This is a genomic window from Pseudarthrobacter sp. W1I19, from assembly GCF_030817835.1.
In the GTDB taxonomy this organism is placed as follows: domain Bacteria; phylum Actinomycetota; class Actinomycetes; order Actinomycetales; family Micrococcaceae; genus Arthrobacter.
Window position 1 is genome coordinate 2717988 of the sequence record NZ_JAUSZR010000001.1, and the last position, 12974, is coordinate 2730961.

Consider the following 12974-nt stretch of genomic DNA (forward strand, 5'->3'; position numbering starts at 1 on the left):
CGTTCTCCGCTGCGCTTCATCCGCGGGCTGACCCGCGGTTTCCACCAGCAGTCCGGCCGAACCACCTAGAAGAGCTTACACGATCCCGGAGGGTGCCAGTGACACTTTCCGCCGATTCCAAGCCGGGTGTGTCGCAATTAACGCTTCTTGCCCCGCTTTTCCCGCACCCGCATGCTGACCTCGATGGGCGTGCCCTCGAAGCCAAAGGTTTCCCGCAGCCGGCGGGTGATGAAGCGGCGGTATCCGGGATCCAGGAAACCGGTGGTGAACAGCACGAACTTCGGCGGCCGGCTGGAGGCCTGGGTGCCGAAGAGGATGCGCGGCTGCTTGCCGCCGCGGACCGGGTGCGGGTGGGCGGCCACGAGTTCGCCCAGGAAGGCGTTCAGGCGGCCGGTGGCAATGCGCTTGTCCCAGCTTTCCAGCGCCACATCCAGGGCCGGAACCAGCCGGTCCTTGTGCCACCCGGTTTTCGCCGAGATATTGACGCGGGGAGCCCAGTTCACATGGGCCAGGTCCTGTTCGATCTCGCGCTCCAGGTACCGCCGGCGTTCGTCGTCGAGCAGGTCCCACTTGTTGAACGCCAGCACCAGAGCCCGGCCCGATTCAATGGCGAGCTGCAGGATCCGGACGTCCTGCTCGCTGAGGACCTCGTCCACGGCGAGGAGCACGACGGCGACCTCCGCCTTTTCGAGCGCTGACTGCGTCCGCAGGGAGGCGTAGAAGTCCGCGCCCTGGGCCATGTGCTGGCGGCGGCGGATGCCTGCCGTGTCCACGAAGCGCCACGTCCGGCCACCGAGCTCAATGAATTCGTCCACCGGGTCCCGCGTGGTTCCGGCGGTGTTGTCCACCACCACGCGCTCGGTGCCGGCAAGCTTGTTCAGCAGCGAGGACTTGCCCACGTTGGGACGGCCGATCAGCGCGATGCGGCGGGGGCCGCCGGAGCGTTCCAGGCCCTCAATGGTGGAGAACTCGGGCAGCACGTCCATCACATGGTCCAGGAGGTCGGCTACGCCCCGGCCGTGCAGGGCGGACACGGGGTAGGGCTCGCCGAAGCCGAGGCCCCACAGTGCAGCGGAGTCCGCTTCCTGCGCGAAGTCGTCAACCTTGTTGGCCACCATGATGACGGGCTTCTTGCTGCGGCGCAGCATCTTCATCACGCCTTCGTCGGTGGCGGTGGCGCCCACGGCGGAGTCGACGACGAAAAGGACTGCGTCTGCGAGTTCTACCGCCATCTCGGCCTGCTCGGCCACCCGGGCGTGGATGCCCCGGGCGTCGTGTTCCCAGCCGCCGGTGTCCACCAGCGTGAAGTTGCGGCCGTTCCAGTGGGCGGAGTACATCACGCGGTCGCGGGTGACGCCGGGGGTGTCTTCAACCACTGCTTCGCGGCGGCCCAGGATGCGGTTCACCAGGGTGGACTTGCCCACGTTGGGGCGGCCGATAATGGCCAGGACGGGATCCAGCTTGACGGGGCCGTCATAATCTTCGTCGCCGAAGTCGCCGCTGAGGAGCGCGGCATCGTCCTCGTCAAGGTCGTAGTCCTCAAGGCCCGCCCGGAGGGACGCCGCACGAAGCTCGGCTTCGTCGTCGTCAATTGCCGCCAGCCGCTCGGCAACCTGGTCGGTGCCTGCCGGAGTGTATTCGTCGTCGCCGGCGCCTGGGTGGCCGGAGGTCTGGGTGGTGTCGCTCATTGCACTGTCCTTAGTGGTCATCTGCCGGCGTCCCGGCTACTGCTTGAAGTCTTTGTGAATTGCCGGCCGCCGGCAGTGGCTGCCCGGTGAGCTGGATGGAATCCTGCACATGCCCTGACAGTGCGGCGCGGATCTCCAGCGCCGCCCTGTCCATTGAAGCACGGCCGCTTTCGCCGGCCCGGCGGGTCAACGTCAGCGCATTGCCGAAGCTGACATGGAACCGCCTGCCCGGCCGTGGTACGGAATCGAGGTGTTCGTCCCCTTTGCGGGTTCCGAGGATCGCGACCGGCACCACAGGGGCGCCGGAGTTCAGTGCCAGCCAGGCCACGCCGCCGTTGATGTCTTCCGCGGCCCCGCTCCCCCGCGTGCCCTCAGGAAGAATCCCGACGCAACGGCCGGCGTCGAGCACTTTCCGGCAGCGCTGCAACGCGGCGCGGTCTCCCGAACGGTCCACCGGCAGCTGCCCGGAGGCGGTGAGGACCCGGCCCAGGAAGCCGGTGAACATTTCCTGTTTCACCAGGATGTGCATGGGCCGCGGGGAGGCGCCGAACATGACCGGCCCGTCCAGGAAGCTGATGTGGTTGGCGGCAAAAATCACCGGCCCGCCGGTGGGGACGTTATCCCGCCCGGTGACGGACGTCCGGTACAACAGGTGGTCCAGGATCCAGCCCACCGGCCTGCTCCAAGCCATGGTCCAGCCGGGCGGAATCTCCGGCCTGCCACGGTCCATGGCGGGCTGGTTGATGGCCGGCTCAGTCACGGTTCAGGACCTTGGTCACAATCACCAGGGCTGCGGCAACTGTCTGGTCGAAGTCGAGGTCCGAGGAGTCCAGGGTGACCACTCCCGAGGCGGCCTGCGTGAAGTTGACCACCGTGGAGTCCTTGGCGTCGCGGTGGGTCACCTGCGCGGCCAGCTGTTCGGCGTTCTGCGTTCCGCCAAGCTGGATGCCGCGGCGGCGAAGCCGGGCTTCCTCGCTGGCTGTGAGCAGCATCCGCACCTCTGCGCCGGGCGCGACGACGGTGGTAATGTCCCTGCCTTCCACCACCATGCGGCGGTGGTGCTTTTCAATCAGGGCGCGCTGCCGCCGGATGAGCTCCGTCCTGGCGCCAAGGGTGGTGGCCACGGCACTGACTGCCGAAGAGATGGCGGGTTCCCGGATGGCGTCGGTGACGTCGACGCCGTCAACGCGGACGAACTCCTCGTTGGGGCTGGTGCTCAGTTCCAGGACAAGGTCGCGGGAGGCCTGCTCCACGGAAGCGGCGTCGTCGAGGTCAATGCCGTTGGTGACGCAGTGCCAGGTGAGTGCACGGTACATTGCACCGGTATCCAGGTAGGCGAGGCGGAGCCTCCGTGCCACTTCCTTGCTGACGCTGGACTTGCCCGAGCCGGACGGCCCGTCGATGGCAACCACCAGTGGCCTGCCGACGCGGAGCGCCGGCAGGGTGTCAAGAAGTTCCTGTGTCATTACTGAAGTACCCGCCATCCGCGGTCGTTTAATGCTTCGATCAGGTGGTCATGCTTGTTGGGCAACACTGACAATTCCACCATGCCCACGTTCTGTCCGGACGAATGGTCCAGCCGCAAGTCCTCAACGTTGACGCCGATTTCACCGATTTCAGTCAGGAGCTGCGCGATCTGGCCCGGCTTGTCATCCACCAGGACGGTGAGCCAGGAGTACGCCTGCGGAGGCCCGCCGTGCTTGCCCGGAATCCGGGCCTGTCCGGCATTGCCTTCGCTGATCAGCTGAGCGAGGTCCAGGCGGGCACCCGGAGCCGCGGGCTGTTCCAGCGTTCCGATCAGCCGGTTCAGGTCCTCGCGCACGCCGTAAAGGATCTCCACCACCTTGGCCGCATTGCCGCCCAGGATCTGCACCCAAAGGGTGGGATCGCTGGCAGCAATCCGGGTAACGTCCCGCAGGCCGTTGCCCGCAAGGGAGAGCGCGTGCAGCGGCGTGCCCTGAAGCCGGCTGGCCAAAAGCGACGACATCACCTGGGGCAGGTGCGAGACCAGGGCCACCGCTTCATCGTGTTCATCAGCGGTGAACTGGGAGACGACTGCTCCGAGGTCGGCAGCCAGCGAGCGGGCCACCTGGAGTGCGGCACCTGAAGTCTCTTCAGACGGGCACACCACCCACGGCATCGACGTGAAGAGCTCACCACGGGCGGCTACCGGGCCGGATTTCTCACGTCCGGCCATGGGGTGGGTGCCCACGTAACGTGACAGGTCCACGCCGCGGCTGCGCAGTGCCGAGAGGATCCCCGCCTTGACGCTGGCGATGTCCACCACTACCGATTCCGGGTAGTCAGCCAGCGCCTTCGCCACAACATCGGCCGTGACATCCGGCGGGGCGGCAACAACCACCAGCTGCGGCGTCTCCCCTGTCAACGCAGCCAAGGGCTGCCCCGCCCCGATGTCCACCGCAACCGCTTGATTGGTGGGCGAGGGATCGGAGAGGTATACCGGAACCCCGCGGCCGCGCAAACCCAACCCGATGCTCGTCCCCAGCAGCCCTGTGCCAAGGACCACCACCGGACCGTCCAGGTGCCCGCGGCCCTGGCTCTGGAAAGCGGACATGGTCAGAGTCCTACGGATGCCAGCAGGTGGCCGACTTCCTGCTTGCCAAGGTTGCGGATGCTTCCCTGGCGCTGGTCGGCCAGGCCGATGGGTCCCACCTTGACGCGGACCAGCCGCAGGACCGGGAATCCGACGGCGTCGAACAGGCGGCGGACGATCCGGTTCTTGCCGGAGTGCAGCACTACCTCGATCAGCACGTGCCCGGGGGTGGAGTCCACCAGCTTGAAGGAATCGACGTTCGCAAAACCGTCCTCCAGTTCCACACCCTGCTTGAGCTGGGTACCGATCCCCTGCGGGAACGGGCCGCGGACCTGGACGAGGTACGTCTTGGGAACCTCGTAGGACGGGTGGGTCAGGCGGTTGGCCAACTCGCCGTCGTTCGTCAGCAGGAGCAGCCCCTCGGTGGCGACGTCCAGCCGGCCCACGTGGAAGAGCCGTTCGCCGTGCTGGTTCCGGAGGAAATCGCTGATGCAGGGCCGGCCCTCGGGGTCCTCCATGGTGGAGACGACGCCCTTGGGCTTGTTGAACACCATGTAGACCATGTTTTCGTCCAGCTGGATCCGGATGCCGTCCACGTGGATGACGGCGGTTTTCGGATCGACGCGGACACCGAGTTCGGTAACCACCTGGCCGTCCACTTCCACCCGGCCTTCTGCAATCATCTCTTCGCAGACGCGCCGCGAGGCCACCCCGGCGGACGCCATCACTTTTTGCAGGCGCACGCCGTCGGCATCGTGGAGTTCGGACTGGGGAACGACGCCGCGCGGGCCCTTCTTGCGTGACGGCTTGCGGATCGGCCCGAGGTTCTGGCCGAAGCGTTCGCTGCCGAAGGCGCGTGAGGCGGCTGCCCCCGGGGCGCCGGTCCGCGGCTTCTGCTTAGGTGCCCCTGGTGTGCCGGGTGCCTTCTTGGCTCCGGGCTTGCGCGCGGCAGGCTTCCGGGAAGAAGGCTTGGCAGCCCTTGGTTCCGGGGCTCCCCCGCCTGTCCGGGCTTCCGGCGCCTGGTCCGGATCGATGAAGCGCTCCTCGCGCGGCTTGGGTGCGCGGTGCGGGCGGTCGCTGCCGAATCCGGTGCCGCGCTTGGCTGAACCGCCGCGGAAGCCGCCGGCTGAAGTGCCGCCCTGGGAGCTGCTGCGTCCCGGTGTGTTCTTGTGCCCGGAGCTGTTGCGTCCCGAACTGTTACGTGGTGAACCCTGGCGTCCCGCCTGTGTCATGACCCGTCCTTCGATATGTTGGCCGGCAAGGTGTCCACAGACAACCCTAGCCAGCCGCGCAGAAATTATCTGCCCTTGTAAATACTCGTGCTGCAGCCAGGGATGGTCCCTGCCTACGTTGTTTCGGCGTCGTAAAACTCCGCGATCCCGTCCAGCCCCGGGAGGTGCGGGGACAGCTGCGGCAGCTCGGCCACTGAACTGATTCCCATCCGTTCCAGGAAGTACGACGTGGTCCGGTAGAGGATGGCGCCGGACTCGGGATCCGTTCCCGTGTCCTCGATCAGCCCGCGCTGGGCGAGTGTCCGTACGACGGAGTCGACATTAACTCCCCTGATTGCGGACACCCTGGCCCTGGAGACCGGCTGGCGGTAAGCGATCACCGCGAGCGTTTCCAGGGCGGCCTGGGTGAGCCTGGCCGTCTGCCCCTCCAGCACGTATTTGCCCACGATATGGGCGAAATCAGCACGGGAGTAGATCCGCCAGCCGCCGGCGACTTTCCGCAATTCAAAACCCCGGGGGCTGGAGCCGAAACCAGCTGGGCTGGCTGAATCCATATCCGGGGCGTTAACAGTATAGCCGCTATACTCCCGCTGGAGTTCTGCCAGCAGGGCGCCCACCGCATCAACGGTCAGCTCCAGGCCCGCGGCCAGCTCCTCTTCTGTAGCGGGCTCGTCGATGACCATCAGCACGGCCTCGAGGGCCGCTTTGGCACCGCCGGGAAGGCTGTTGACGTCCGGCTCCCCCTGCGCTGCGTCCTCTGTTGGTTGCTGGGTCACAACTGCTCCTCAAATTCCTCGCTCAGGTTTTCCGCGGACCAGTCCCCGCTGCCGGCCGTCCAGTGCACGGCCAGGTCCCCCAGGGGCGAGAGCTGGTCGAAGGACACTGCCTTATCCCTGAACAGTTCCAGGAGGGCGAGGAACCTGGCCACCACCATCAGGGTGGAGTCGGCGTCAGCGATCAGGGTACGGAACGTCAGCGGCGACTCCAGCTGTAGCCGCAGCCCCACGATTTCAGCCTGCTCCTTGACGCTCACGGTACCGCCGTGAAGGTGGGCCAGCCCCACTTCCGTGGGCGGTGGAGCCTTCGGCCGCATGGCCGCCTCCGCCAAACGGGCGAACTGTTCGGGCGTATGTTTCCAAACCAGTTCGGGGAGCATCGCGGCGAAGTGTCCTTCCAGCGGCACCTGCCGGGGAAAGCGCCGGGCCTCCTGGTGGAGGGTTTCACCAAGGATGCCGGCCACCTGCTTGAAGGCTTTGTACTGCAGCAGGCGGGCGAAGAGCAGATCCCTGGCTTCCAGCAGCGCAATGTCTTCGTCATTGTCCACCTCGCCGGCAGGCAGGAGCCGGGCAGCTTTGAGGTCCAGGAGCGTCGCGGCGATCACCAGGAATTCGCTGGCCTCGTCCAGGGCCCACTCTTCGCCCAGCTTCTGCAGGTTGCGGATGTACTTGATGAACTCATCGGTCACGGTGGCGATGGCCACCTCGGTGATGTCCAGCTGGTGTTTGGCGATCAGCCCCAGGAGGAGGTCGAACGGACCCGTGAAGTTGGCCAGCCGCACCTCAAAGCCGGGCTTGGTTTCGGCCACGGCGTGGTTAGGGTGCGCCACCGCGCGAAATCAGTTCCTTGGCCAGCCTGCGGTAAGCATCGGCCCCCACGTGAGTGGCGGCGTAGCTGGTGATGGGTTCCGCGGCCACGGTGGCGTCGGCGAACTTGATGGAGCGCTTGATGACGGTTTCGAAGACCTTGTCCCCGAAGGCCTCCACCAGGCGGGCGATCACTTCGCGGCTATGCAGCGTGCGGGCGTCGTACATGGTGGCCAGCACCCCGTCCACCTGCAGGCGGGGGTTGAGCCGGTCCTGGACTTTGTCGATGGTTTCCACCAGCAGCGCCACGGCACGGAGGGCAAAGAATTCGCAGATCAGCGGGATGATCACGCCATGTGCCGCGGTCAAGGCGTTAACGGTCAGGAGGCCAAGGGATGGCTGGCAGTCGATGAGGACGACGTCGTAGTCGTCTTCGACTTTCTTGAGCGCACGGTCCAGCACCTGCTCGCGCGCCACCTCGTTGACCAGCTGCACTTCGGCTGCCGAGAGGTCGATGTTTGCCGGCAGCAGATCAACGTTCTCCACACCGGTCTGGTGGATGGCGTCCCGGATGTTGACCTTGCGGTCCATCAGGACGTTGTAGACGGTGAGGTCCAGTTCGTGGGGGTTGACGCCAAGGCCGGCGGACAGGGCGCCCTGGGGATCGAAGTCCACCAGGAGCACGCGGCGGCCGTATTCAGCCAGCGCTGCCGCGAGGTTGATGGTGGAGGTGGTCTTGCCGACGCCGCCTTTTTGGTTGACCATGGCGATGACGCGGGCCGGACCGTGGGAGGACAGCGGCGCGGGTTCCGGGAACTCGCGGTATGGGCGCCCGGTGGGCCCCATCACCGCGTCTTCCAGGTCGAATTCCGTGCCCTCCAGAGTTGCTGAACCCTGTTCGCTGCTCACGTATCTATCCACACTTTCGATGACGGTGATTTCCTGCCGCTGGATGGCCAGCAACGCTCCTGCTTCTTCCCAAGGTTACAGCGCCCGACACGGTATTCGAGGCAACTTGACTTTCCGCGGATGTTGAGCCTTTACCCTCTAGCTGAGGTCGAAGGTTCTCGCCTCTCCGGCACACGAAACTGCCCCCGCAGCAGAGGCTGCGAGGGCAGTTTTGAGGTTAGCGAAGGGCGGAGGCTAGGGGGTGGAAACCGCTCGGGTGGCGTCTTCCTTGGGTGCCATCTCGCCGTGGTGGTGGGCCAGCATGGTTGCCTCGTCGAAGGGTTCCTCGCCCGAGAGAACGCGGCCAACCTGGTCGCCGTCGATTTCTTTCACCCAGGTGCCGATCAGGACCGTTGCCACGGCGTTGCCCGTGAAGTTGGTCAGGGCGCGGGCTTCGGACATAAACCGGTCGATGCCGACGATCATGCCCACGCCGCCCAGCAGTTCGGGCTTGTGTGCCTGCAGGCCGGCAGCGAGGGTGGCCAGGCCTGCGCCGGTGACGCCGGCTGCACCCTTGGAGGCGATGATCATGAAGACCAGCAGCGAGATCTGCGCGCCGAGGTCCAGCGGGGTGCCCATGGCGTTGGCGACGAAGAGGGATGCCATGGTCAGGTAGATGGCCGTGCCGTCAAGGTTGAAGGAGTAGCCGGTGGGGACCGTGACGCCGACGACCGGCTTGGAGACGCCGAGGTGTTCCATCTTGGCGATCAGGCGGGGCAGCGCGGCTTCGGAGGATGAGGTGGAGAAGATGAGCAGGTATTCGCGGGCCAGGTACCTCATCAGCTTGAAGATGTTGACGCCCGACACCACCTGCAGAAGGCCACCGAGAATGACCACGATGAACAGGGCGCAGGTGATGTAGAAGGCAATCATCAGGGTGAACATGCTCACGATGGCCTGGAAGCCGGTAGCTCCCACGACGGCGGCGATGGCACCGAAGGCACCAACGGGGGCCAGCCACATGATCATGATCAGGATGCGGAAAACAAGGACCTGTCCGTGGCTGATGGCCCTAAGGATGGGGGCACCCTGCGGACCCATCTTCTGCAGTGCGAAGCCAACCAGGATAGCAGCGAACAAAGTCGGCAGGACGGGGATGTCACCGGGAATGATTCCGAGCAGGAAGTCCACGGTGCTGTCCGTGGCGGCCTTCTTGTTGGGATCGTAGGGGGTGAGCTTGAGGCCCTCGCCCGGGTGGATGATGTTGCCTACCACCAGGCCGATGGCCAGGGCGAAGGTGGACATGATGACGAAGTAGAGCAGCGCCAGGCCGCCTACCTTGCCAACCGTGGCTGCCTTGGCGATGGAGCCGATGCCCAGGACGATGGTGCAGAAGATGATGGGGGCGATCATCATCTTGATGAGCTTGATGAATCCGTCGCCGAGCGGCTTGAGGGATTTGCCCACCTCGGGGAACAGCAGGCCGACGACGGCGCCCAGGATGACGGCGACGATGACGGCAATGTAGAGGTAATGCGATTTGTCCAGGCCCTTGCGCGGCGTCTTCACGCTGTCAAGCGACTCTCCTCGTTGAGAAGCCATGATGTGTCTCCTTTGGATAATCTGGTAGACGCTGCGGCACAGTCTCTGGGCTCACCACGTCCTCCGGTGTGATATCCATCATTGGACAGGTGGTGACCCAGCTCACCGTTGCGTTCATATTGGTCGTGACGCAGTTCGGCCAGGGCGAAGTTAATCGGTTGGGGAAAGGTACAGATGATCCACCGCTGGAGTATCGCCCGCCGGCTCTTTGTGGCGAACCTGCTGATTGTGGTGTCCTTCATCGCGATCGTGGGCACCGCCACGTTCATCGACGCCCGCGACCGGACGTATGAGGAAGCCGGGCGCCGGATGACCGGCGTTGCTGCCGCGATCGCCGCCAATCCCCTGGTCCTCCAGGCTGCGGACACCACCAATCCCTCGGCTTTGCTGCAGCCCTACGCCCTCAATGTGATGGCGGGGTCGGGCGCCGACTTCGTGACGATCATGGCGCCGGACCGGACGCGCTGGACGCATCCGCGCAACGAGGAACTCGGCAGACCTTACATCGGGTCCATTGATGCCGCACTGCGCGGTGAAACGTTCACCGAGGTTACCGCCGGAACACTGGGACCCTCGGTGCGCACCATAGCGCCGGTGAAGGATGCTGCCGGGAACGTCAAAGCACTGGTGGCCGCTGGCGTCACGGTCCGGAGCGTGGACGTTGCCCTCTCCGGCCGGCTGCCCGCCCTCGTCGCCATCGGACTGGCCCTGCTGGTGGGCGGTTCGCTGGCCTCGTGGCTGCTGGGCCGGTACCTCCGGCGAGTCACGCGCGGCTGGGGACCTGAGCAGTTGGCCCAGCTTTTCGCCTACTACGAGTCGGTGCTGCATTCGGTGCGGGAGGGACTGATCCTGATCGACACCAAGGGCCACGTGGTGATGTACAACGACCAGGCGGCCGAACTGCTGGGCCTGGACAGTCCCGGCAGCAAGGACCCCACCCGGCCGCCGTCACTGTCCGAGCTGCCCCTTGATGAAGGGCTCCGGACACTGTTCGAGTCGGGGCGCAGCGCCAAGGACGAGATTGTCCTGACCGGCTCACGCATCCTGGTGGTGAACCAGGGACCTGCAAAGGGGCCCGAGGTGTCCGCCAGCCGCGGCAAGACCCCCGTCTACGGAACAGTGGCAACCCTGCGGGACCGGACGGAAATCGAAGCCCTCGGCAGCGAGCTGGAAACCATGCGCACGCTCTCTGACGCACTCCGCGCGCAGACCCACGAGCACGCTAACCGGCTGCACACCATGGTTTCGCTGCTGGAGCTGGGGCGCACGCAGGAGGCCCTGTCCTTCGCAACGAAGGACCTCGAACTCAGTCAGCAGCTGACAGATGACATGGTCAGTTCGTTGGATGAGCCTGTGCTTGGTGCCCTGGTGATGGGCAAGGTGGCCGAGGCGCACGAACGGGGCGTGCAGCTGGACGTGGCCGCGCTTGGCTCGGCGAGCGTGGCGGGGATTGCCGTGCAGGACCTGGTAACCATCCTTGGCAACCTGCTGGACAATGCCATGGATGCGGCGGCCGACGGACCGGCCCCGCGGCAGGTGGAGCTGACGGTGGAGGCCGACGAGGAAGGCCTGGATATCACCGTGCACGATTCGGGCCCCGCCATCGAGCCCACTGCCGCGGAAAACCTGCTCCGGCATGGCTTCAGCACCAAACCGGCAGGCCAGGGCGGACGGGGCATCGGCCTCGCGCTGGTCCGCCAGGCTGTGCACCGACTGGGGGGTACCCTGACAATCAATGGCCGGCGTGGTGCCAAGTTCGAAGTTTTCCTCCCCGCCGCGGCGCCGGCAAAGAAGGAGCACCAACCGTGAGCAACATCCGGGTCCTCGTGGTGGAGGATGAGGCTATCGCAGCTGCCGCACACGCAGCTTACGTAGGGCGGCTGGCGGGCTTCGAGCTGGCCGGCACTGCCCCGGACGGACAGTCCGCCCTGCGGCTGCTCAACGAGTTCGCCGCGGCCGGCAACCCGGTGGAACTCGTCCTGCTGGACATGAACCTTCCCGACCTCCACGGCCTGGATATCGCCCGCCGCATGCGGGCGTCCGGGATCCTGGCCGACATCATCGCCATCACCGCCGTCCGCGAACTGGCCATCGTGCGCAGCGCCGTGGCCATCGGCGTGGTCCAGTACCTGATTAAGCCGTTCACCTACGCCACCTTCGCGGACAAACTGGAGAGTTACCGCCAGTTCCGGCAGCAGCTGGCAGGCCCGCCTGGGGGTTCCGGAAAGGCTGGAGCTTCCCAGACGGACGTGGACCAGGCGTTCGCCAGCCTTCGGGCCCCCTCCGAACTGCCTTTGCCGAAGGGGCTTTCGGTGTCAACCCTGGCGTCGGTCCAGGAGTTTATGAAGGAGCAGCAGGGTGCTGTATCCGCCACGGAAGTCATGGACGCCCTGGGCATGTCCCGCGTCACGGCCCGCCGCTACCTGGAGTACCTCGCTGACGCCGGAACCGTATCCAGGACTGCGCGCTACGGCACTCCAGGCCGGCCGGAAAACGAATACCGGTGGGCAGCACGGTGATTGCTCGTACCAGCCTCCGGTGATTGAGCCTGACAGCGCCCGGTGCTGGAGCCTGGCAGCGCCCGGTGATTGTGCCAGTCGACGTCCGGTGATTGAGCGTGGCGGCGTCCGGTGATTGAGCCTGGCGGCGTCCGGTGATTGAGTCAGGCAAAATCCCACTCCGGAATATGTATACACTCAGTGCTTTTGTCCGCAAGACATAGCCGTCCTGCTGCTTTTTCGGCTTTCCTTGTATACACTGGCTGGACCAACGAAGGGACAACCAGTGCGAGCCAGCGACCGCGCCTACACGGCGCTCCGCGATGACATCGTCCAGTGGCGGCTCCAGCCGGGCACCTTGCTGGCCGAGGTGGAACAGGCGGAGCGGCTTGGCGTCTCACGCACTCCACTCCGGGAGGCGCTGGGCCGCCTGGCTGCAGAAGGGCTGACGACGGCGGCGGGCGGCCGCGGCGTCGTCGTCACCGACATCTCGCTGGAGGATATCGACGAACTGTTCGAACTGCGCGAGACGCTCGAAGGCAAGGCTGCGGCGCTGGCGGCGCAACGGGGCGATGCCGGAACCTTCCGGAAACTTGAGGCGGATTTCCGGGCGGCTCCTTCGCTGATCAGCAACAGCGCACCCGCTTTGGAGGACTACTACCTGCTGGTGGAACGGCTGGACTCTGCCATCGACACCGCCATCTCCAATTCCTACCTTGCGCAGGCGATGCGGAGCCTCCGGGTCCACCTGGTCCGCATCCGCCGCATGGCGGCCGACGATGCCGCGCGGCTGAGAGCCGCGGCAGCCGAACATGCCGCCATCGCAGAGGCCATCGCCATCGGCAACCCGGGACTGGCGCAGGCGGCCACCACCCTGCATCTGCACCGCAGCCTGTCCCACATCAAAGCAACCCACACACCCCGCTAGA

Annotated in this window: 12 protein-coding genes; 3 read left to right on the forward strand and 9 right to left on the reverse strand. The window is 65.8% G+C overall.

Annotated elements, in window-relative coordinates; genetic code table 11:
• Positions 1-137: 137 nt before the first annotated feature.
• The 9 genes from der to QF038_RS12810 form a co-directional block, all read right to left on the reverse strand.
• Positions 138-1688 (reverse strand): ribosome biogenesis GTPase Der, encoded by a 1551-nt coding sequence (gene der, locus QF038_RS12770; RefSeq protein ID WP_142063798.1) that lies wholly within the window; start codon positions 1686-1688, stop codon positions 138-140.
• Between the two features lie 10 nt (positions 1689-1698).
• A complete protein-coding gene (locus tag QF038_RS12775) occupies positions 1699-2379 on the reverse strand; it encodes a lysophospholipid acyltransferase family protein (protein ID WP_373461642.1) in 681 nt (226 codons plus the stop codon).
• A gap of 61 nt (positions 2380-2440) precedes the next feature.
• Positions 2441-3154 carry a (d)CMP kinase gene (cmk, locus tag QF038_RS12780; protein WP_307610477.1) on the reverse strand — a complete coding sequence of 238 codons (714 nt, stop codon included), beginning with the start codon at positions 3152-3154 and terminating at the stop codon, positions 2441-2443.
• Positions 3154-4263 (reverse strand): prephenate dehydrogenase, encoded by a 1110-nt coding sequence (locus QF038_RS12785; RefSeq protein ID WP_307610478.1) that lies wholly within the window; start codon positions 4261-4263, stop codon positions 3154-3156. The genes cmk and QF038_RS12785 overlap by 1 nt, the downstream gene beginning before the upstream one ends.
• Before the next feature lie 2 nt (positions 4264-4265).
• Positions 4266-5474 (reverse strand): pseudouridine synthase, encoded by a 1209-nt coding sequence (locus tag QF038_RS12790; RefSeq protein WP_307610479.1) that lies wholly within the window; start codon positions 5472-5474, stop codon positions 4266-4268.
• Between the two features lie 113 nt (positions 5475-5587).
• Positions 5588-6250, reverse strand: coding sequence for an SMC-Scp complex subunit ScpB (locus tag QF038_RS12795; protein ID WP_307610480.1), 663 nt, complete (start codon positions 6248-6250; stop codon positions 5588-5590).
• Positions 6247-7059: a ScpA family protein gene (locus tag QF038_RS12800; RefSeq protein ID WP_307613471.1), complete on the reverse strand. Its 813-nt coding sequence runs from the start codon at positions 7057-7059 to the stop codon at positions 6247-6249. The genes QF038_RS12795 and QF038_RS12800 overlap by 4 nt, the downstream gene beginning before the upstream one ends.
• 7 nt (positions 7060-7066) lie before the next feature.
• Entirely contained in the window at positions 7067-7966 is a 900-nt protein-coding gene (locus tag QF038_RS12805; protein ID WP_307610481.1) for a ParA family protein, read from the reverse strand.
• Positions 7967-8200: 234 nt separating this feature from the next.
• Positions 8201-9547 carry a cation:dicarboxylate symporter family transporter gene (locus tag QF038_RS12810; protein WP_307610482.1) on the reverse strand — a complete coding sequence of 449 codons (1347 nt, stop codon included), beginning with the start codon at positions 9545-9547 and terminating at the stop codon, positions 8201-8203.
• Positions 9548-9721: 174 nt separating this feature from the next.
• Between QF038_RS12810 and QF038_RS12815 the strand changes: the two genes are divergently transcribed.
• From QF038_RS12815 to QF038_RS12825, 3 genes are all read left to right on the forward strand, one after another.
• Positions 9722-11356, forward strand: coding sequence for a sensor histidine kinase (locus QF038_RS12815; RefSeq protein WP_307610483.1), 1635 nt, complete (start codon positions 9722-9724; stop codon positions 11354-11356).
• Positions 11353-12066 (forward strand): response regulator, encoded by a 714-nt coding sequence (locus QF038_RS12820; RefSeq protein WP_307610484.1) that lies wholly within the window; start codon positions 11353-11355, stop codon positions 12064-12066. The genes QF038_RS12815 and QF038_RS12820 overlap by 4 nt, the downstream gene beginning before the upstream one ends.
• A gap of 265 nt (positions 12067-12331) precedes the next feature.
• Positions 12332-12973: a GntR family transcriptional regulator gene (locus tag QF038_RS12825; protein ID WP_307610485.1), complete on the forward strand. Its 642-nt coding sequence runs from the start codon at positions 12332-12334 to the stop codon at positions 12971-12973.
• Position 12974 lies beyond the last annotated feature (1 nt).

Bases quoted from the DNA above. Each gene is read 5' to 3' on its own strand.
- QF038_RS12785 (WP_307610478.1), bottom strand. From the start codon at position 4,263: ATGTCCGCTTTCCAGAGCCAGGGCCGCGGGCACCTGGACGGTCCGGTG.
- der (WP_142063798.1), bottom strand. From the start codon at position 1,688: ATGAGCGACACCACCCAGACCTCCGGCCACCCAGGCGCCGGCGACGAC.
- cmk (WP_307610477.1), bottom strand. From the start codon at position 3,154: ATGACACAGGAACTTCTTGACACCCTGCCGGCGCTCCGCGTCGGCAGG.
- QF038_RS12810 (WP_307610482.1), bottom strand. From the start codon at position 9,547: ATGGCTTCTCAACGAGGAGAGTCGCTTGACAGCGTGAAGACGCCGCGC.
- QF038_RS12775 (WP_373461642.1), bottom strand. From the start codon at position 2,379: ATGGCTTGGAGCAGGCCGGTGGGCTGGATCCTGGACCACCTGTTGTAC.
- QF038_RS12790 (WP_307610479.1), bottom strand. From the start codon at position 5,474: ATGACACAGGCGGGACGCCAGGGTTCACCACGTAACAGTTCGGGACGC.
- QF038_RS12815 (WP_307610483.1), top strand. From the start codon at position 9,722: ATGATCCACCGCTGGAGTATCGCCCGCCGGCTCTTTGTGGCGAACCTG.